This is a genomic window from Streptomyces sp. NPDC021225 (assembly GCF_044332865.1).
In the GTDB taxonomy this organism is placed as follows: domain Bacteria; phylum Actinomycetota; class Actinomycetes; order Streptomycetales; family Streptomycetaceae; genus Streptomyces.
Window position 1 is genome coordinate 315,878 of sequence record NZ_JBIRPV010000005.1, and the last position, 18,776, is coordinate 334,653.

Sequence of the window (18,776 nt, forward strand, 5' to 3'; positions counted from 1 at the left end):
CTGGCGAAAACCTGGCGAAAGCGGAATATAAAGGATATATCGTAGATATATCGCAGAAGAAGGGCGCCGCCCGTGTTCACGAGCGTATTGATGATCGAGATGCCCCTGAGCCCCGTCGACGTGGAATTCGTCACCGGCCTGCACGGCGACGACCCGGTCTCCTTCGTGGTGCTCATGCAGCCGCGGGGCAGCAAGGACCGGCTGCTGCGCGCCATTGACGACATCGCGCTCGGCGAACTGGAGCAGGCCGTCCAGGAGCGTGAGGAGCCCGAGGGGAAGGAGGCGCTGGAGCCCGCCGAGCGAGCCCTGGCCCACTCCGTCGCCGCCCTGCGCGTGGCGGGCGCCGAGGCCCGCGGGCAGGTCGTCCAGCGCCACCCGCTGGACGCGCTGCGGGGCGTCGTCGAGGAGGCCCACGCCGACGAGGTGATCGTGCTGACCGCGCCGCATTTCGTGGAGGAGTTCTTCCACCGCGACTGGGCGTCCCGGGCGCGGCACAAGGTGGGCGTCCCCGTGCTCAAGCTCTTCTCCCACGCGGCCGACGAGGAACAGCCGACGAAGCGCGGCTGAGCGCGCCCGCGCGCCGCTGCCGCCGCTGCCGCCGCTGTGCACCGGACGGGCCTTCGCCGGACCCGTCCTCACGGGGTGCGAGAATCGGGGCCGACAGCGACGAACCGCGACCCAGGGGAGACCCGCACATGGCACCGGCCGGCTTTGCCTCCGACGCGATGGACCGACCGCACTTCATCGGCATCGGCGGCGCCGGGATGTCGGGCATCGCGAAGATCCTCGCCATGCGCGGCTCACGGGTCGCGGGCAGCGACTCCAAGGACTCCCCGACCGTCGAGGCGCTGCGCGAGCTCGGGGTGACGGTGCACATCGGCCACGCCGCCGGGCACCTGGCCGCCGACGCCACCAGCGTGGTCGTCTCCAGCGCGATCCGCGCCGACAACGCCGAGCTGGTCGCCGCCGCCGAGCGCGGCGTCCCGGTCATACACCGCTCCGACGCGCTGGCCGGCCTGATGGACGGCGCCCGCCCGATCGCGGTCGCGGGCACCCACGGCAAGACGACCACCACCTCCATGCTGGCCGTCTCCCTCACCGCCCTCGGCCTCGACCCGTCGTACGCGATCGGCGGCGACCTGGACGCCCCCGGCTCCAACGCCCACCATGGCGGCGGCGAGATCTTCGTCGCCGAGGCGGATGAAAGCGACCGCAGCTTCCACAAGTACGCGCCCAAGGTCGCGATCATCCTCAACGTGGAGCTCGACCACCACGCCAACTACGCCTCGATGGAGGAGATCCACGAGTCGTTCCAGACCTTCGTGGAACGGATCCGGCCCGGCGGCACCCTGGTGATCTCCGCCGACCACCCCGGCGCCCGCGAGCTGACCGGCCGCGTCACCGGCCGCGAGGGGCTGCGCGTCCTCACCTACGGCGAGCACCCGGACGCGGACGTACACGTGCTGGGGATCACCCAGCACGGGCTGACCAGCGAGGTCACCGTGGCGCTCGCGGACGCCCTCGGCGGCGGCGAGCTGACCTTCACGGTCTCCGTCCCCGGCCGCCACTACGCCCTGAACGCCGTCGCCGCCCTGACCGCGGGCGCCGCCCTCGGCGTCCCCGCCCGCGAGCTGGCCCCCGCCCTCGGCTCGTACACCGGCGTCAAGCGCCGCCTCCAGCTCAAGGGCGTCGCGGCCGGGGTGCAGGTCATCGACTCCTACGCACACCACCCCACCGAGATCTCCGCCGACCTGGAGGCGATCCGCGGTGGCGCGGGCGACGGCCGGGTCCTGGTGGTCTTCCAGCCGCACCTCTTCAGCCGCACCCGCGAGCTGGGCGCCGAGATGGGCGAGGCCCTCGCGCTCGCCGATGCCAGCGTCGTCCTGGACATCTACCCCGCCCGCGAGGACCCCGTCCCCGGCATCACCAGCGCCCTGGTGATCGACGCCGCGGCCCGGCACGGCGCGGACGTCGCCGCCGAGCACGATCGGACCGCGATCCCCGGGCTGATCGCAGGAATGGCCAAGCCCGGTGACCTTGTTCTCACCATGGGCGCCGGCGACGTCACGGACCTCGGTCCGGAGATCCTCGCCCGCCTGCGGAGCGTCGAGAGCGCCGAGAGCTAGGAGATTCCATGCCGTACGAGATCGACAAGCCGGAAGAGCAGTGGCGCGCGGAGCTGAACCCGCAGGAGTACCACGTCCTCCGCGAGGCCGGCACCGAGCGCGCCTTCACCGGTGAGTACACCGACACCAAGACGACCGGCGTCTACTCCTGTCGGGCCTGCGGGGCCGAGCTGTTCACCTCGCAGACCAAGTTCGAGAGCCACTGCGGCTGGCCGTCCTTCTACGACCCGGCCGACTCCTCCGCCGTCGAACTGATCGAGGACCGCACGCACGGCATGGTCCGCACCGAGGTCCGCTGCGCCCGCTGCGGCTCCCACCTCGGCCATGTCTTCGCGGGCGAGGGCTACCCGACCCCGACCGACCAGCGTTACTGCATCAACTCGATCTCGCTGCGGCTGGAGCCCAGGGAGGGCTGATCCGGCCCCGCCCGGCCGCCGCCGCACCGCAGCACCACGGCCGTCTCCGGCGGCAGCCGCAGGGTGCCGTCCGCGGCGGGCGGGTCGGTGGGGCGCCAGGCGGCGACGACCTCGGCGCCGTCGGCGGCGGGGGCGCCGAGCCGGGCCTGTGCCGGGCGGTCGCGCGGGTTGACCAGGACGTACAGGGGGCCGCGCCGGAAGCCGAGACAGCCGTCCGCGGCGACGGACAGCCCGGTGGCGGACCACCACGGGTCGGCCAGGGCCGGTTCGGCGCGGCGCAGCCCGATCAGCCGCCGGTACCAGCCGAGCAGCTCCGCGTGCGGCTCGCGGTCCGGCTCGGACCAGTCCAGGCAGGAGCGCAGCCGCGTCGCCGGGTCCTGTGGGTCGGGGATGTCCTCCTCCGCCCAGCCGTGGGCGGCGAACTCGCGGCGCCGGCCGCGCCGTACGGCCTCGGCCAGCTCCGGGTCCTGGTGGTCCGTGAAGTACTGCCAGGGCGTGCCGGCCCCCCACTCCTCGCCCATGAAGAGCATCGGTGTGAAGGGGGAGCACAGCACGACCGCGGCCGCGCAGGCCAGCAGCCCGGGGGAGAGCCGGGCGGAGAGCCGGTCGCCCGTCGCGCGGTTGCCGATCTGGTCATGGGTCTGGGCGTAGCCCAGCAGCCGGTACGAGGGGGTGGCCAGGGTGTTGAGCGGGGCGCCGTGGGTCCGGCCGCGGAAGGACGAGTAGGTGCCGTCGTGGAAGAAGCCGCCGAGCAGGGTCTTCATCAGGGCGTGCGGCCCCTGCTCGGCGAAGTCGGCGTAATAGCCCTGCCGTTCGCCGGTCAGCAGGGTGTGCAGGGCGTGATGGAAGTCGTCGTTCCACTGCGCGTGCAGGCCGTGGCCGCCCGCCTCGCGCGGCGCCGTGGTGTGCGGGTCGTTCAGATCGGACTCGCCGATCAGGAACAGCGGCCGGCCCACCTCCACGGCCAGCGCGTCCACGGCGGCGGACAGCTCGGCGAGGAAGTGGCGCGCCCGGGTGTCGCGCAGCGCGTGCACCGCGTCAAGACGCAGCCCGTCCAGGCGGTAGTCGCGCAGCCAGGCGAGGGCGCTGCCGAGGAAGTACGCGCGGACCTCGTCCGAGCCGGGGGCGTCCAGGTTGACGGCCGCACCCCACGGTGTGTGGTGGGTGTCGGTGAAGTACGGACCGAACTGGGGGAGATGGTTGCCGGACGGGCCCAGGTGGTTGTGGACCACGTCCAGCACCACGCCGAGGCCGTGGCCATGCGCGGCGTCGACGAAGCGCGCGAGCCCCTCCGGCCCCCCGTACGGCTCGTGCACGGCCCATGGCGCCACCCCGTCGTACCCCCAGCCGTGCGTCCCCGGGAACGGGCACACCGGCATCAACTCGATGTGGGTGACGCCCAGCTCCGCCAGGTGCGGCAGGCGCTCGGCGGCCGCGTCGAAGGTGCCCTCACGGGTGAAGGTGCCGATGTGCAGCTCGTACAGGACCGCGCCCGGCAGCGCCCGCCCCCGCCACTCCCGCCGCCACGAAAAGCCCGCGGGGTCGACCACCGCGCTCAGGCCCTCGGGGCCGTCGGGCCGGCGGCGGGAGCGCGGGTCGGGCAGCGGCGCGCCGCCGTCCAGCGCGAAGCCGTAGCGCGCGCCGGGGGCGGCCTCGGCTGCCGCCCGCCACCACCCCTCCCGGGCCGGGTCGCGCTCCATGGGGTGCGTATGTCCCTCCAGCTGGAGCCCGACCCGCCCGGCGCGCGGCGCCCACACCTCGAACAGCACTGGCCTCTCCTCACCTCATCGGCGTCCGGGGAACCATGCTGCGCGACGCGGGGCGCGCCGCGCAGCAGGAACGCCGCGATGAGGTCGGATGAGGTCAGACGAGGTCGATGCGCTCCTGGGTGATGGGATAGCCCGCCTTGGCGAAGTGCCTGGCCATCGGGATGTTGGGCTGGTCGGTCGCCGCCGCGATCTTCGTCGCGCCCCGCTCCACCAGGTCGTGGGTGCACTCCACCAGCAGGTCGTACGCATAGCCGTGGCCGCGCTGCCCGTCGACCACCCCGATGTAGCCGACGCACGGGCCGGACGGGTTGTGCGCGGGCACCTGGATGCCGACCAGCTCGCCCTCCGGCGTCCACGCCAGCCGCCACCACTCGCGCGGCGACGGGCACCAGTTGAAGAAGTCCATCAGTTCGCGCACCGGGGCGTCGATGCCCCCTTGCTCGATGGCCCGCAGGTCGTGTGCGTCGAGCGTGCCCGGCATGATGCGGCGCAGCACGTCGGCGATCACCGCGTCGTCGGGCTCGGGCCGGAACTCCAGCCGCCCCGGCCGCGCGGGCAGCCCGCACTCGGGCGTCCACTCGTAGCGGTAGCGCTCCACCAGCGGCTTCATTCCGCCGGCGATGGCGGCGTCTATCCGGGCCTGTGCCGCCGCCCGCTCCTCGGGCCGCTCACGCCAGCCGGGCGCCACCAGCAGGCTGTACTCGGTGTGCAGCGGGGCGGTGCGCAGCAGCTCCGCCGCCGCGTCGGCCTCGCCGTCGGCGAAGTCGAACCAGTCCAGCGCGACGGGGGCCTTGTCGTCGCCCGCGCCCCACCAGGCGGCGCGGGCGACCACGCGGTCGTCACGCAGCGCGACCCACGTCCAGTCGGGGCGGTAGTCGCCGCCCTCGGCGCGGGTGCGGTAGGTGAAGCCGAAGCGGGCGCGGCCGACGAGCGCGGGGTCGTGCAGGGTGTGAAAGAGATGTGCGTCGCCCTCGGTGAGCGCGCGGATGACCAGATCGGTCATGGGATTCCTTCCGGGAATACGATGCGCTCCCGGTCGGATCGGAGATCAGACTTCAGGTACGCCCGGCGGACAAGGGGCGGGAGCGCGGGAACGTGATGATGTCCATGGCTCTCGCCTCCTTCCTCGATCACGGGCGTGCCCGCACACTATGCGGGCCGACGAGTTCATGTCCAGGCGTTTTTCCGGGTGCCCGACGGGGACGGCTCAGGGCTGCGCCAGATAGTCGGCGAGCGCGCCCCGGTTGCGTTGGAGGTCGTCGATGCGCTCGTCCACGGCCGCCAACTCCCGTTGGAGGGTGGCCCGTATGTCCGGGCACCAGTCGAACCCCGGCTGCTCGCCCCGGACGCACGGCAGCAGCGTACGGATCACCTCGGTGGACAGCCCGGCGCTCAGCAGGGCGCGGATCTGCCGCACCGTGACCACCGAGCCCTCGTCATAGTCGCGGTAGCCGTTGGGGCCGCGTCCGGCCTCGAGCAGCCCCTGCTCCTCGTAGTACCGCAGCAACCGCGTGCTGACCCCGGTGCGCCGGGACAACTCCCCGATCAGCATGCGCCCTGCCATGCGTTCCGCCCCACTTCCGAGCTTGACCCTTCCATCGGTGTGAACCCCTAACGTCATTCCGCGGGCGGTTATTCCGCCGATTCCGTCATCCGTTGGAGCGTTCATGACTTCCCTTTCCGATTTTGGCGCTTTTGTCGCACACCGCAACGGACGAGCGGCGACCGCCGAGGAGCTGGCGCCGCTCGCGTTCGCGGGCTACGCCCACTTCACCGCCATGCAGGTGCGCCGGGGCCGGGTCCGGGGCCTCGACCTCCATCTGGAGCGGCTGCGGACCGCCTCGGTGGAGCTGTTCGGCCACGCGCTGCCCGACGACCAGGTGCGGTCGTATCTGCGGGCGGCGCTGGAAGCCGGGCCGGCCGACCTCTCGCTGACGGCCACGGTCTACTCCCCGGCGGGGGAGTTCACGGCGAGCGGCGAGGCGAAGCTCGATGTGCTGGTCCGCACCGGGCCGCCCGCCTCCGGCCCGGAGGGCCCGCTGGCGCTGGCGGCGATGGAGCACGAACGATTCCTCCCGGCCGTGAAGCACGTCGGCGAGGTGGCCAAGACCTACCTCCTCCGCCGGGCCGTCGCCCAGGGCTTCGACGACGCCGCCTTCGTCGACCGCCGGGGCCGGCTCAGCGAGGCGACGATCTGGAACCTCGCCTTCTGGGACGGGGACGCGGTGGTGTGGCCCGAGGCCGAGGTGCTGGGCGGGATCACCATGAGCATCGTCCGCCGGCAGCTGGACGGCCTCGGCGTCCCCCAGCGCGTCCAGGAGGTCACGCTCGCCGACCTGCCGGAGCTGGCCGGGGGCGTGGTCATGAACTCCTGGACGCCGGGTGTGGCGGTGCGCCGGATCGGCTCGGTGCCCCTGCCCGAAGCGCCGGCCTTCCTGGACCTGCTGCACCGCGCCTACCGGGCCGAACCGCTCACCGCCCCGTGAGCGTTCGGACGGGCGTCAGGGGCTTTGGCGGACGTCATTCGAGCAGGCCCGCGTCATGGGCCAGCAGCGCGATCTGCACCCGGTTGTTGAGATCCAGCTTGGTCAGGATCCGCGACACATGCGTCTTGACGGTCGCGACGCTCATGAACAGACCGGCGGAGATCTCGGCGTTGGACTTGCCCTGGCCCACGGCGACCGCCACCTCGCGCTCCCGGTCGTTCAGCCGGTCCAGCAGCCCCCGGGCCCGCTCCCGCCGCCCGTCCCGCCCGGAGCCCGCCACATGCTCGATCAGCTGCTGGGTCACCGCGGGGGACAGCACCGGCTCGCCCGCGGCCACCCGCCGCACGGCCGCGACGAGCTGGGCGGGCGGGGTGTCCTTGAGTACGAAGCCCGCTGCTCCGGCGCGCAGCGCCCGCAGCACATGCTCGTCCGCGTTGAAGGTCGTCAGGATCACCACCTCGGGGGCGGAATCGCGGCTCCGTAGCTGCTCGGTGGCGGCCAGCCCGTCCACCGTCGGCATGCGGATGTCCATGAGGACGACATCGGGGAGGTGGCGGTCCACGAGCGCGTCCACCTCGGTGCCGTCGGACGCCTCGGCGACGATCTCTATGCCGGAGGACGCGCCGCCGAGCATCAGCCGCAGCCCGGCGCGGACCAGCGGGTCGTCGTCGACGATCAGCAGGCGGATCGGGGCGGGGGCCGCTGCCGGTGCGGGCGTGGGGGGTTCCGGAGGGGATGGGGTCATGCGGGCCACGGTAGCCAGGCGTGGAGCCGGAAGTCCCCGGCGTCCGAAGGGCCGCACTCCAGCCGCCCGCCCGTCAGCGCCGCGCGCTCGGCCAGCCCGGCCAGGCCCTGGCCCGAACCGGGGATCGCCCCCGGCCGGTCTTCGTGCTCCGGCGGCGCACCGGGTGTACGGGCGCGCATCGGGGCGCGCACGGGATTGCGTACGGGATCGCCTACGGGATTGCGCACCTCCACGGTCAGCCCCTCGCCGGGCGCTCCCGACACCGTCACCGCCACCTCCGCGTCCGGCGCGTGTTTGCGCGCGTTGGTCAGCCCTTCCTGCACGATCCGGTAGGCTGTACGCCCCGTGGCGCCCGGCACGGCCGCCGCGCCCGCCCCGGCGACGCCCGCCTCGTCCGACAGCGTCACCCGCATGCCCGCCCGGCGCGACTCCTCCACCAGCCGCGGCAGATCGGCGAGGGTCGGCTGGGGCCGGTCGGGCGCGCCGTCCGCGGCGGTGGCGCCAGGGGCGGCGTCCGGGGCCCGCAGCACGCCGATCACCTCGCGCAGGTCCTGGAGCGCCTGGTGCGCGCTGCTGCGTATCACCCCGGCGGCCTCGGCCACCTCCTGCGGGGACGCGTCGGCCCGGTACTCCAGCGCGCCCGCGTGCACGCTCAGCAGGGACAGCCGGTGCGCGAGCACGTCATGCATCTCCCGGGCGATCCGCTCGCGCGTCAGGCGCTGCGTACGCTCGGCGCGCAGCGCCGCCTCCGCCTCGGCCCGCGCGGCCCGGTCGCGCAGCGATTCGAGCAACTGGCGCCGGGAGCGCACGAACATGCCCCAGCCGATGGCGCCGCTGACGAGCAGCGCCCCGAGAAGCACGTTTCCGGTGTAGTCGAGGTCGGGGTCGGGGCGTACCGCCGGGGCGACGAAGATCTGGGCCAGCGCCGCCCCGCCGACCCACGCGACCGTACGCAGCGGCCGGTGCACCGCGACCGTGAACAGCGCCACGAGCAGCGGCCCCGAGACGTAGAACGCGACCGTGCCGACGGCGAGCAGGACCAGCGCCAGCCCGACCGGCCGGCGGCGGCGCAGCCACAGCGCGAGACAGGCCAGGGCGCCCGCCATCAGGTCGGCGAACAGCGCCTCGTCGGACACCGAGGGGTCCGTGGCCATCGACTCGGAGGTCGTCAGCGAGAACAGGGCCGCGAGCGAGATGCAGCACACGTCCACGATCCAGTCGCGCAGGGCGCGGCGCGTTCTGGCGTTCGCCGTCGGCGCGGCGTCCGAGCTGCTCATACCGTTGAATGTAGTGAGGAGGGATGGGCTCCGTCGCCGCCTCGGACGCGGGTATCGACCAAAGTCGCAGGGCCTTAGACCTTTGGCCGACCCGCGTCCGCCGGTCCGCCGCATAGCGTCGAACACATGAGAAAGGCATGCGAGTTGGTGGGCGGCTTTCTGCTGTTCGAGGGGCTCGTCGGGATCGTCCACGAGCTCATCGGCTGGTTCCGGCTGATGGCGCTGGTCCGTTTTCTGCCGTTCCTGGACGGCTATGAGCTGTACGCGAGTATCGGGCTGGCCGTGGTCGGCTTCATCGTGGTGGCCGTCGCCGAGGAGTCGGGCGAGCGCCCGTCCGGTCCGCTCATATCTGGTGCAGACCGCGCCCCGCGAGAGTGAGGAAGGCCTCGCCGACCGCCTCCGAGAGGGTGGGGTGCGGATGGATGTGCCGGGCCACGTCCGAGGGTTCGGCGTCCCAGCCCACGATCAGCTGGCTCTCGGCGATCATCTCCGAGACATGGGGGCCGACGAGATGGACGCCGAGGACCCTGCCGGTGCCCTCGCCCGCCCGCTCGGCGACGACCTTCACCATCCCGCCCTGGCCGTGCACCATGCCCTTGGCCACCGCGGTCAGCGGCATGGTGTTGACGACGACATCGTGGCCCCGCTCGCGCGCCTGGGCCTCCGACAGGCCGACCGCGGCGGTCTGCGGGCTGGAGTAGGTCACCCGGGGGACGGTGTCGTAGTCGACAGGCTGGGGTGAGCGGCCCGCCAGGGTCTCGGCCACCAGCAGCCCTTCCGCGAAGGAGGCGTGGGCCAGCCCGAGTGAGGGCGGCGGCAGCAGATCGCCGACGACATGGATGCCCGGCACCGCGGTCTCCAGCCGCGACCAGTCGGCGGGGGCGACAAACCCGCGGTCGTCGGTGGTCAGTCCGGCGGCGCCCAGGTCCAGGCCGTCGGTGACCGGGGTGCGGCCCACGGCGACGAGCAGCCGCTCGGCGTCGAGGGTGCGCGGCTCGCCGCGGGCCGGGCGGACGGTGGCGCGCACCCCGTCCGCGTACGGCTCGGCGTGCTCCAGCCGGGCGCCGGTCAGCACCTCGATGCCGCGCTTCTTCAGCCCGCGCGTCAGATGGCGGCTGACATCCGCGTCCTCCAGGGGCAGCAGCCGGTCCGCCGCCTCGACGAGGGTGACCTGCGCGCCCATGGAGCGGTGCAGTGAAGCGTATTCGACGCCGATCGCACCGCCGCCCAGCACCAGGACGGAGGCCGGGAGTCCAGGGGCGAAGAGGGCGTCGTCGCTGGTGACGACCTGTCGGCCGTCCGGCGGCAGGCCGGGGAGGGCGCGCGGGCGGGAGCCGGTCGCCAGCACGATGCCGCGGCGCGCGGTCCACTCGCCGCCCGCGTCCGCGCCCGTCTCTGTGCTCGTTATGCGTACCGTGCGGGCGCCGGTCAGGGCGGCGGAGCCGCGCACCACGCGGACGCCCGCGTGGGACAGATGGCCCTCGACGCCGCGGTGGTTGCGGGCCACGATGTCGTCGCGGGTCGCGGTCAGCGCGGACCAGTCCACGGCGTCCAGGGTGGCCTTCACCCCCCACCGCTCACGCGCCTCGGCGATGCCGTCGACCAGCTCCGCGGCGTGCAGCATGGCCTTGCTGGGGATGCAGCCGCGGTGCAGACAGGTCCCGCCCACCAGGTCGCGTTCGGCCAGCACGACGTCGAGACCGAGGGTGGCGGCGCGCAGCGCGGTGCTGTAGCCGCCGGTCCCGCCGCCGATGACGATGATGTCCGTCTCATGCATGGGTCCACCCTGTGCCCATACCGAGCCATGAGTCCAAGGCAAAGTTTCTCTGGATACGATGAATTTTCTGCATGACAGGAGGGGGAAGGTGGGGGCCCGATGAGTCTGCGTCAGATGGAATATCTCGTGGCCGTGGTCGAGGAGGCGTCCTTCACCCATGCCGCCGAGCTGCTGGGCGTCACCCAGTCCGCGCTCTCCCACCAGATCAAGGCCCTGGAGCGGGAGGTCGGCGGCGCGCTGCTGGAGCGGCTGCCGCGCGGAGTGCGGCTGACGCCCATGGGCCGGGCGTTCCTTCCGCACGCCGAGTTCGCGGTGCGCAGCGCCCGGCAGGCCCGGCGCGCCGCGCGGGCGGCGGCCGGGGCGGCGGGCGGAGAGCTGCATATCGCCACCCTGCACGCGTTCGCCATCGGGGTGCTCCCCGAGGTCCTTGCGCGCTGGCGGCGCGGCCATGGCCAGGTGTGCCTGGCGGTGCACGAGTACGCCACCGGCGAGGAGCTGCGCGAGCGCATGGAGCGCGGGGTGGCGGATGTCGCGGTCGGCCACCGCCCCAAGGCGTGGCAGGGGCCCGTGGTGTCGCTGGGCGAGGAGGAGATGGCGGTGGTCGTGGAGCCGGACGACCCGCTGGCGAAGCAGGATTCCGTGCGGCTGGCCGAGCTGGCGGACCGGGACTGGGTGCGCTGTGCGCTGGAGCCGGTGGTCGAGGGGCGGCGCTTTCTGGACCTGGCCTGTGAGCAGGCGGGCTTCACTCCTCGTACCGGCGCCCGCACCGAACACACCTCGACCGCGGTGCGCCTGGCCGCGGCGGGGGCGGGGGTGCTCATCGCCCCGGCGCATGTGGCCGCGGGGTACGACTGCGCGGTGCTGCCGCTGGATCCGCCCTGGCGGCGCGAGCTGACCGCGTTCTCCCGGGTCGAACTCACCGGGGCCGCGGCCTCCTTCGTCGGGCTGCTGGACCGGCGGTGGTGGGGGCGGACGGGGAAAGGCCGGCCTGCCGCCCACGAGGGGGAAGGGAGCGGCAGACCGGCTGGGTGAGGTGCACCTGACAGGGCGGAGGAGCGGATCAGGGCACCGTGCGGATCGGGTCGGGGCAGCGAGCCGTGCGGGTCGGCGCGCTGCGTGGGATCGGGTCAGTGCACCATGCAGATCGGCGCGGCCGCCGCGTCGGGTGAGCCGCCGCTGGCCGCATAGCCGAAGGTCGTCGACGCCCCGGCCGCCAAGGAGCCGTTCCAGTCGGCGTTGGTCACCGATGCGGCCGAGCCTGTGGCGGTCAGTTTGCCGTTCCAGACGCTGTCCACCCGCTGCCCGGACGGCAGTGTCCAGTCGACCATCCAGGAGGAGATGGGGGTGGCGCCGGTGTTGGCCACTGTCACCTCGGCCTGGTAGCCGCCGTTCCAGGTGCTGGTGGTCTTCTGGGAGGCGGTGCACTTGGCCGTCGGCGGGTTGGTCGGGTCGCTGCCGCCGCTGGAGGCGCCCGGCACCGTCACCTCACCGTTGCCGCCGTCGAAGACCACGTCGGAGCAGCTGTAGAAGGTCTCCTGGCTGTCCGAGCGGGTCCAGACGGTGTAGATGATGTGGCGGCCGCTCTTGCCCGAGGGCAGATTGGCGGTCCAGGTGTACTTGCCGTCCACCGTGCCGACCGGGCCCGTCTGCGGCGGGTTCGTCACCGTGTTGAACGGCTGGTCCTCCAGGTCGTTCCAGGTGAGCGGCTTCGTCGGGTCGATCGCGTTCTTGGTGACGTAGCTGCGGAACGAACCGGGGTGCGCGGCCCAGGCGTTGTAGGTGAACTGCATCGACTTGCCGGCGGTCAGATGGGTCACCGGCCAGTCGTTGCTGCCCAGGTCGAAGCCGGAGAAGTTGTAGACGGTGGCCGCGCCGCTGCACAGCTGGCCGTCCGGGATGAAGCCCTTGGTCCGGCCGGCCCCGTCCGAACGCAGCACCGCGAACCAGTTGTAGAACGGGGTGGCCCCGCTCTTGTCGAACGCGGCCTTGCAGGCGGGGTTGGTCGGCTTGACCTCTCCGGTGCTGGACAGGCTGTACTTCCAGCACAGATAGGTGCGGCTGCCCGGTGCCATCGGCGCGCCGTGCGCGGAGGCGCTGCCGCCACCGAAGAAGACCAGCCCGAGGGCGGGCAGCACACCGAGCAGGACCAGCAGGACGGACCGGCGGGCGCGGGAGGGGCCCGGCGGGCGAGCGGGACGTGCGAGAGCCATCAATCGTCGTGGCATTGCGCTTCTTCTTCCCTTCGACGCGAACGGGTCAGGAACCGTCGTATGGGAGCGCTCCCAAGTTACTTTGTGAAGGTAGCGCCGTCCGGAGTAGGTGTAAATGCTTTAGGCCGCGAACACAGCATCAGTTCTGGCGGGCCGTCAGTTACGGATCAGCAGGGCCACCGGAAGTTGGTCGAAGAGCTCGCCGAGCGGGCTGGCGCCCTCGGCCGCCCGCCCGGTCAGCAGATCGCGCCAGCGTCCCGGCGGCAGCGGCAGCGCCGTGCCCCGCCAGCCGCCCGCCTCGGCGAGCCGCCGCGACAGCCGGGTGACGGCGGTGACCGCCCCGCCGCCCCCGCCCCCGTCTTCACCCTCGCCCTCGCCCTGGCCGTCCGTCCGCAGAAAGGCCACGCAGTGTGCGGCGGCCGGGCCCTCGGCGGCCAGCGGGGTGTACGCGCCCGACGGCCCGAACCACCGGGGCCGGCGCCTCCGCAGCCGCAGGGCCGCCGCGGTCAGCAGCAGCTTCTCGGCCGACGGCCCGTCAGGCCCGCGCCTTGCGTCCAGCTGGGCGAGCAGCTCGGGGCGCGGCTCGGGCGGGCGGCGGTTGTCGGGGTCGACCAGCGCGGCATAGCTGTGCTCGGTGCCCATGTAGAGGTCCGGCACGCCCGGCATGGTCAGCTGAAGCAGCGCCGCGCCCAGCGCGTTGGCGCGCGCGGGGCCGTCCAGCGCGCCGCCCAGCGCCGCCCAGGCCGCATGGCCGGGGTCGCACGGGCCCGCCTTCAGGTAGGCGGCGACCTCCTCCTCGTATGCCGGGTCCTGTTCGGTCCACGTCGTCCGCAGCCCCGCCTCCCGCACCGACTTGAGCAGCGCGGGGACCAGCCGCTCGCCGTCCGCGGAGCCCAGGCCCACCGCGGTCTGCCACGCCGTCCACACCAGATGGGCATCCGGTGCCGCCGCGGAGCCCGGCGCCGCCTCCCGCACCTCCGCGTCCACCGCCACCAGCAGCCGTTCCCAGCGCTCGGGGCACTCCGTCAGCGCCGCGAGCCGCGCCCGCACGTCCGCGCTGCGCTTGGTGTCGTGCGTGGACAGGACCGTGCCCGTCGTGGGCCAGTCGGCCTGGAGCCGGGCGGCGAAGGCGTGGAACTCCGCGGGGGAGACGGCGGGGTGCCCCGGGTCGCCGCCGACCTCCGCCGTCGAGAGCAGCGGGGCATAGCGGTAGAAGGCGGTGTCCTCGACCGACTTGGCGCGCAGCGCGGCGGCGGTCTGCGCGAAGCGCGCGCAGAAGTCCCGGTGGTGCGGCCCGTCCCCCAGCCTGCCGAGTGCCGCGTCCCGCACCGTGAACACCACCCGCCCCTCCTCCGGCACCGCGAACGCTCCCCGCGCGTCCTCCGCCGCCAGGGTCAGCATCTCGGCGTCCGTCCGCGCCGCCGGGGCGTCGGGGGAGACATACGGGCGGTAGACCGGCAGCCGCACCAGCAGCTCGTGGATCGCCGCGCGCAGCGCCCAGGGCGCGTGGTCACGCAGCGCGGGGTCGGCCGCGCAGATCTTCACGGCCGAGCGCGTCAGCCGCTCCACCTCGGCGGCCAGCTCATGGGTCACCACGCGGCGGGCGGCGCGCCGCACGGTGGCCGGCCAGTCGCCGCCCAGGTCCTCCGGGGGTGCGGCGAAGGCGCGGTAGAGCGCGGTCAGCTCGGCCAGCCCGCCCGGGTCGACGAAGAGGCCGTCGATGTGGTGCAGCGCGTCATAGCCAGTGGTCCCGGCGACGGGCCAGCGCGCGGGCAGCGGCTCGCCCCGGCCGAGGATCTTCTCCACGACGGTCCACCGGCCGCCGCCCGCCGCTGCCCGCACCTCGCGGTCCAGATGGCGCAGATAGCCCTCCGGGTCGGCGAGGCCGTCCGGATGGTCCACCCGCAGCCCGTCGATCACTCCGTCGCGCACCAGCTCCAGCAGCTTTCCGTGGGTCGCCGCGAAGACCTCGGGGTCCTCGACCCGCACCGCGATCAGCTCGGAGATGGTGAAGAAGCGCCGGTAGTTCAGCTCCGTACGCGCCAGCCGCCACCAGCCCAGCCGATACCACTGCCGGTCCAGCAGCGCGGGCAGCGGCGTCTCCTCGGTGCCGGGCCGCAGCGGGAACTCGTGGTCGTGGTAGTGCAGCACGTCGCCCTCGACCCGCAGCTCCGCCAGCTTGTCGCCGAGCGGGCCGCCGAGCACCGGCAGCAGCACCTTGCCGCCGTGCCGGCCCCAGTCGATGTCGAACCATCGCGCGTATGCCGAGGCGGGGCCGTCCCGCAGCACCTCCCACAGCGGTTGGTTGAGCCGCTCCGGCGCGGGCACTGCCATGTGGTTGGGGACGATGTCGACGATCAGCCCGAGCCCATGGTCGCGCGCGGCGCGGGCGAGGGAGCGCAGCCCCTCCTCGCCGCCCAGCTCCGCCCGCACGGCCGAGTGGTCGACCACGTCATAGCCGTGTGTGGAGCCGGGCACGGCCTCCAGCACCGGCGAGAGATGCAGATGGGACACGCCGAGCGAGGCCAGATACGGCACGGCCTCGCGCGCCGCCCCGAAGGGGAAGGCGGGCTGGAGCTGTAGCCGGTAGGTGGCGGTCGGGGCGGCGGCCCCGGGCGCGGTGCGGTCGGACGTCATAGAACGTACGTACCCACAACGCGCCCGGCATCAGATCGGGGCAGCCGCCAAACACTCGTACGAGGGTTTCTTCGCCGAAACGGGAACCGGCCCCGTCCCCCTCCGTAAGCACAACCGGCCCACGGCGCTAAGCGGGCCGCTGAAGCACCAGCAGGCTCCGGTCCACCAGGGTCAGCCGGTCGCCCGCCGCCACCTTCGCCCCGCTGCCGGGCTCCACGCCCTCCGGCAGCGAGGTGTCCACGATCACCTGCCACTGCTTGCCGTGGTCGATGGGCACCGTGAAGTCCAGCGGCTCGTGGTGCGCGTTGAACATCAGCAGGAAGGAGTCGTCGGTGATCCGCTCCCCGCGCGGCCCCGGCTCGGAGATGGCGTTGCCGTTGAGGAAGACCGTTAGCGACTTGGCGTGGGCCGCCTGCCAGTCGCGCTGCCGCATCTCCTCGCCCTCGGCCGTGAACCAGGCGATGTCCGACAGCTCGTCGTGGGTGCCCTCCACCGGCCGCCCGTGGAAGAAGCGGCGCCGCCGGAAGACCGGGTGGTCGCGGCGCAGCCAGATCAGCGAGCGGGCGAAGCGCAGCAGCTCCAGGGCCGGCGCGTCCGCCTCGTTCGCCTGGTTTTTGGTGCCCGGCCATTGAACCCAGGACACCTCGCTGTCCTGGCAGTACGCGTTGTTGTTGCCGTGCTGGGTGCGCGCGAACTCGTCGCCGTGGCTGAGCATCGGCACGCCCTGGGAGAGCATCAGGGTGGCGATGAAGTTGCGCATCTGACGCTCGCGCAGCGCCCGCACCGCCGGGTCGTCGGACTCGCCCTCGACCCCGCAGTTCCAGGAGCGGTTGTAGCTCTCGCCGTCCCGGTTGCCCTCGCCGTTGGCCTCGTTGTGCTTCTTGTCGTACGAGACCAGGTCGCGCAGGGTGAAGCCGTCGTGGCAGGTGACGAAGTTGACGGAGGCCAGCGGCCGCCGCCCGTCGCCCTGGTAGAGGTCGGAGGAGCCGGTCAGCCGGGAGGCGAACTCGGCGAGCTTGCGCGGCTCGCCCCGCCACAGGTCGCGCACCGTATCGCGGAACTTGCCGTTCCATTCGGTCCACAGGGGCGGAAAGTTCCCCACCTGGTAGCCGCCCTCGCCGACGTCCCAGGGCTCGGCGATCAGCTTCACCTGGCTGACCACCGGGTCCTGCTGCACCAGGTCGAAGAACGAGGACAGCCGGTCCACCTCGTGGAACTGCCGGGCCAGCGTGGCCGCCAGATCGAAGCGGAAGCCGTCGACCCGCATCTCGCTCACCCAGTAGCGCAGCGAGTCCATGATCAGCTGAAGCACGTGCGGGCTGCGCATCAGCAGGGAGTTCCCGGTGCCGGTGGTGTCCATGTAGTAGCGCCGGTCGCTGCTCAGCCGGTAGTACGAGGCGTTGTCCAGGCCCCGGAAGGACAGCGTCGGCCCCAGGTGGTTGCCCTCGGCGGTGTGGTTGTAGACGACGTCGAGGATCACCTCGATGCCGGCCTGGTGGAGGGCGCGTACGGCCGACTTGAACTCCAGCACCTGCTGTCCCCGGTCGCCCCAGGAGGCGTACGCGTTGTGCGGGGCGAAGAACCCGATGGTGTTGTAGCCCCAGTAGTTCGACAGTCCCGCGTCGGCCAGCCGGTGGTCGTGCACGAACTGGTGCACCGGCATCAGTTCCAGCGTGGTGACGCCCAGCTCCGTCAGGTGCTCGATGATCGCGGGGTGCGCGAGCGCCGCGTAGGTCCCGCGCAGCTCGTCCGGCAGCCGGGGGTGGAGCATGGTGAGGCCCTTGACATGGGCCTCGTAGATCACGGTGCGGTGGTAGTCGGTGCGCGGCGGCCGGTCGTCGCCCCAGTCGAAGTACGGGTTGACGACGACCGAGGCCATGGTGTGCGGGGCCGAGTCGAGGTCGTTGCGCTTCTCGGGCCGCTGGAAGTGGTAGCCGTAGACCTCCTCGCCCCAGCGGACCTGCCCGCTGACCGCCTTGGCGTACGGGTCGAGCAGCAGCTTGGCGGAGTTGCACCGGTGGCCGCGCTCCGGCTGGTACGGGCCGTGGGCCCGGAACCCGTACCGCTGCCCGGGCATGATCCCCGGCAGATAGGCGTGGCGTACGAAGGCGTCGGTCTCGCGCAGCTCCACCGCGGTCTCCGAGCCGTCGTCGTGCAGTAGGCACAGCTCGATCCGCACGGCGGCCTCCGAGAAGACCGCGAAGTTGGTTCCGGCGCCGTCGTAGGTGGCGCCCAGGGGGTAAGCCTGTCCCGGCCAGACCTGCATGCGTCGACTCTTCCACTTCTTCCCGGGGGGCCGCGAGCACCCCTGGCACCGCACGAGAAGAAATCCTTGCCCAACTGGCGCCCTGGGGTAGCGGTTTCGCTCCAACTTCGCTGAAACGGAGGCAACCTACGGTCGGATCGGTTCGTCCTACCGGGTGACTCCGCACACCGGATCTCCCGGTATGCGGTCCCATGCGACCTGAGGGGTGTTTGGGGGAGAATGTGCGCAACATGATGCACCGCCACCTGGGAAAGGTGGTGGCAGGTGCGGCCATCGCGGTCACCGCCACCGCGGTGATGGTGGGGGTGACGCTGCCGAGCGACGCGTCCGGCCAGGAGAAGGGCGCGGCCGCGGGGCGCGAAGGCGGCCCGCAGGGCTCGACGGCCGAGCAGAGCCAGTCGGGGCGGCCGCAGCCCGCCGTCGTGGAGTCCGCCCCCGCCCAGGGGAAGAAGGGCACCGGCCGCGACCCGCTCACGGGCGACGAGATGAAGCGCGCCGAGCAGCTCGCGCTGACCCGTGGCTTCCGCGACAGCAGCGAGAACGTCACCGGCGGCAAGGGCCCACAGCAGCTGGCCACCGACCTCGCGGAGCTGTCTCCGGAGGAGGCGGCCGAGGCCGCTCCACCGCGCCGCGCCGAGGTCTCGTACTACGACTACAAGGGCGACAGCTACGTCACCAAGACCGTCGACCTCGACTCCGGCAAGGTCGTGGAGACCGACACCCAGCACGGCGTGCAGCCGCCGCCCACCCGCGACGAGGCACGCGAGGCCGCCCGCCTGCTGATCGCCGACAAGCTCGGCGACGGCCTCAAGCGGGACTACAAGGACGCCACCGGCAGGGCGCTGACCGGCCCCGACCAGCTGACGGTCACCGGCTTCGTCTACCGGGTCGACGAGGAGAACGCCGGGCCGGCCGCCCTCGCGGACTGCGGCACCCACCGCTGCATACGGCTGTTCACCAAGGTCGTCAACGGGCAGTGGATCGACACCCGGCAGATGGTCATCGACCTGAGCGCCCGCAGCGTCCACCGGCTGGGCTGACGCCCCCGGCGCGCTCCCTTTCGCACA

General features: G+C 72.8%; 16 protein-coding genes. 7 read left to right on the forward strand and 9 right to left on the reverse strand.

Features of this window, described 5'->3' with window-relative positions; all coding sequences use genetic code 11:
• Positions 1-90 precede the first annotated feature (90 nt).
• The 3 genes from ACH4S9_RS23525 to msrB all read left to right on the forward strand — a co-directional run bounded on the left by ACH4S9_RS23525 (position 91) and on the right by msrB (position 2,542).
• Positions 91-567: an indole-3-glycerol phosphate synthase gene (locus tag ACH4S9_RS23525; RefSeq protein WP_385347637.1), complete on the forward strand. Its 477-nt coding sequence runs from the start codon at positions 91-93 to the stop codon at positions 565-567.
• A gap of 128 nt (positions 568-695) precedes the next feature.
• Positions 696-2,126: a UDP-N-acetylmuramate--L-alanine ligase gene (gene murC / locus ACH4S9_RS23530; protein ID WP_398373755.1), complete on the forward strand. Its 1,431-nt coding sequence runs from the start codon at positions 696-698 to the stop codon at positions 2,124-2,126.
• An 8-nt stretch (positions 2,127-2,134) separates the two neighbouring features.
• Positions 2,135-2,542 (forward strand): peptide-methionine (R)-S-oxide reductase MsrB, encoded by a 408-nt coding sequence (gene msrB / locus ACH4S9_RS23535; protein WP_311723597.1) that lies wholly within the window; start codon positions 2,135-2,137, stop codon positions 2,540-2,542.
• On the opposite strand, the gene treZ is transcribed toward msrB, so the two are convergent.
• From treZ to ACH4S9_RS23550, 3 genes are all read right to left on the reverse strand, one after another.
• The gene (treZ, locus tag ACH4S9_RS23540) at positions 2,494-4,311 is read right to left on the reverse strand and encodes a malto-oligosyltrehalose trehalohydrolase (RefSeq protein WP_398373756.1); all 1,818 of its coding nucleotides are present in this window, start codon (positions 4,309-4,311) and stop codon (positions 2,494-2,496) included. The two genes, msrB and treZ, sit on opposite strands and share 49 nt — an antisense overlap.
• Before the next feature lie 94 nt (positions 4,312-4,405).
• On the reverse strand, positions 4,406-5,314 hold the full coding sequence (locus ACH4S9_RS23545; protein ID WP_385347631.1) for a GNAT family N-acetyltransferase: 909 nt from the start codon (positions 5,312-5,314) through the stop codon (positions 4,406-4,408).
• A 204-nt stretch (positions 5,315-5,518) separates the two neighbouring features.
• Positions 5,519-5,863, reverse strand: a complete 345-nt coding sequence (locus ACH4S9_RS23550) for a MerR family transcriptional regulator (RefSeq protein ID WP_311723868.1) — start codon at positions 5,861-5,863, stop codon at positions 5,519-5,521.
• A gap of 115 nt (positions 5,864-5,978) precedes the next feature.
• On the opposite strand from ACH4S9_RS23550, the gene ACH4S9_RS23555 reads away from it, so the two are divergent.
• A complete protein-coding gene (locus tag ACH4S9_RS23555; RefSeq protein WP_398373757.1) occupies positions 5,979-6,797 on the forward strand; it encodes an aminotransferase class IV family protein in 819 nt (272 codons plus the stop codon).
• A gap of 34 nt (positions 6,798-6,831) precedes the next feature.
• Here the strand turns inward: ACH4S9_RS23555 and ACH4S9_RS23560 are convergent, their stop codons facing one another.
• Positions 6,832-7,542 carry a response regulator gene (locus ACH4S9_RS23560; protein ID WP_398373758.1) on the reverse strand — a complete coding sequence of 237 codons (711 nt, stop codon included), beginning with the start codon at positions 7,540-7,542 and terminating at the stop codon, positions 6,832-6,834.
• Positions 7,539-8,819, reverse strand: coding sequence for a sensor histidine kinase (locus tag ACH4S9_RS23565; RefSeq protein ID WP_398373759.1), 1,281 nt, complete (start codon positions 8,817-8,819; stop codon positions 7,539-7,541). The genes ACH4S9_RS23560 and ACH4S9_RS23565 overlap by 4 nt, the downstream gene beginning before the upstream one ends.
• A gap of 126 nt (positions 8,820-8,945) precedes the next feature.
• Here ACH4S9_RS23565 and ACH4S9_RS23570 point away from each other — a divergent pair, with 126 nt between their 5' ends.
• Positions 8,946-9,197, forward strand: coding sequence for a hypothetical protein (locus tag ACH4S9_RS23570; protein ID WP_385347619.1), 252 nt, complete (start codon positions 8,946-8,948; stop codon positions 9,195-9,197).
• Here the strand turns inward: ACH4S9_RS23570 and lpdA are convergent.
• Positions 9,163-10,596 (reverse strand): dihydrolipoyl dehydrogenase, encoded by a 1,434-nt coding sequence (gene lpdA / locus ACH4S9_RS23575; RefSeq protein ID WP_398373760.1) that lies wholly within the window; start codon positions 10,594-10,596, stop codon positions 9,163-9,165. The genes ACH4S9_RS23570 and lpdA overlap by 35 nt on opposite strands.
• 99 nt (positions 10,597-10,695) lie before the next feature.
• On the opposite strand from lpdA, the gene ACH4S9_RS23580 reads away from it, so the two are divergent.
• Entirely contained in the window at positions 10,696-11,628 is a 933-nt protein-coding gene (locus ACH4S9_RS23580) for a LysR family transcriptional regulator (RefSeq protein WP_398373761.1), read from the forward strand.
• 95 nt (positions 11,629-11,723) lie between these two features.
• Here ACH4S9_RS23580 and ACH4S9_RS23585 read toward each other — a convergent pair whose 3' ends face one another.
• From ACH4S9_RS23585 to glgX, 3 genes are all read right to left on the reverse strand, one after another.
• Positions 11,724-12,821, reverse strand: a complete 1,098-nt coding sequence (locus tag ACH4S9_RS23585; protein WP_361187175.1) for a lytic polysaccharide monooxygenase — start codon at positions 12,819-12,821, stop codon at positions 11,724-11,726.
• A gap of 141 nt (positions 12,822-12,962) precedes the next feature.
• The gene (gene treY, locus ACH4S9_RS23590) at positions 12,963-15,443 is read right to left on the reverse strand and encodes a malto-oligosyltrehalose synthase (RefSeq protein ID WP_385347608.1); all 2,481 of its coding nucleotides are present in this window, start codon (positions 15,441-15,443) and stop codon (positions 12,963-12,965) included.
• Between the two features lie 127 nt (positions 15,444-15,570).
• Positions 15,571-17,709 carry a glycogen debranching protein GlgX gene (gene glgX / locus ACH4S9_RS23595; RefSeq protein ID WP_385347605.1) on the reverse strand — a complete coding sequence of 713 codons (2,139 nt, stop codon included), beginning with the start codon at positions 17,707-17,709 and terminating at the stop codon, positions 15,571-15,573.
• Between the two features lie 233 nt (positions 17,710-17,942).
• Here glgX and ACH4S9_RS23600 point away from each other — a divergent pair, with 233 nt between their 5' ends.
• Positions 17,943-18,749, forward strand: coding sequence for a Tat pathway signal sequence domain protein (locus ACH4S9_RS23600; protein WP_385347663.1), 807 nt, complete (start codon positions 17,943-17,945; stop codon positions 18,747-18,749).
• Positions 18,750-18,776 lie beyond the last annotated feature (27 nt).

Bases quoted from the DNA above. Each gene is read 5' to 3' on its own strand.
- ACH4S9_RS23560 (WP_398373758.1), bottom strand. From the start codon at position 7,542: ATGACCCCATCCCCTCCGGAACCCCCCACGCCCGCACCGGCAGCGGCC.
- lpdA (WP_398373760.1), bottom strand. From the start codon at position 10,596: ATGCATGAGACGGACATCATCGTCATCGGCGGCGGGACCGGCGGCTAC.
- ACH4S9_RS23545 (WP_385347631.1), bottom strand. From the start codon at position 5,314: ATGACCGATCTGGTCATCCGCGCGCTCACCGAGGGCGACGCACATCTC.
- ACH4S9_RS23585 (WP_361187175.1), bottom strand. From the start codon at position 12,821: ATGCCACGACGATTGATGGCTCTCGCACGTCCCGCTCGCCCGCCGGGC.
- ACH4S9_RS23600 (WP_385347663.1), top strand. From the start codon at position 17,943: ATGCACCGCCACCTGGGAAAGGTGGTGGCAGGTGCGGCCATCGCGGTC.
- ACH4S9_RS23555 (WP_398373757.1), top strand. From the start codon at position 5,979: ATGACTTCCCTTTCCGATTTTGGCGCTTTTGTCGCACACCGCAACGGA.
- ACH4S9_RS23580 (WP_398373761.1), top strand. From the start codon at position 10,696: ATGAGTCTGCGTCAGATGGAATATCTCGTGGCCGTGGTCGAGGAGGCG.
- ACH4S9_RS23550 (WP_311723868.1), bottom strand. From the start codon at position 5,863: ATGCTGATCGGGGAGTTGTCCCGGCGCACCGGGGTCAGCACGCGGTTG.
- ACH4S9_RS23565 (WP_398373759.1), bottom strand. From the start codon at position 8,819: ATGAGCAGCTCGGACGCCGCGCCGACGGCGAACGCCAGAACGCGCCGC.
- msrB (WP_311723597.1), top strand. From the start codon at position 2,135: ATGCCGTACGAGATCGACAAGCCGGAAGAGCAGTGGCGCGCGGAGCTG.
- murC (WP_398373755.1), top strand. From the start codon at position 696: ATGGCACCGGCCGGCTTTGCCTCCGACGCGATGGACCGACCGCACTTC.
- glgX (WP_385347605.1), bottom strand. From the start codon at position 17,709: ATGCAGGTCTGGCCGGGACAGGCTTACCCCCTGGGCGCCACCTACGAC.
- treY (WP_385347608.1), bottom strand. From the start codon at position 15,443: ATGACGTCCGACCGCACCGCGCCCGGGGCCGCCGCCCCGACCGCCACC.
- ACH4S9_RS23570 (WP_385347619.1), top strand. From the start codon at position 8,946: ATGAGAAAGGCATGCGAGTTGGTGGGCGGCTTTCTGCTGTTCGAGGGG.
- ACH4S9_RS23525 (WP_385347637.1), top strand. From the start codon at position 91: ATGATCGAGATGCCCCTGAGCCCCGTCGACGTGGAATTCGTCACCGGC.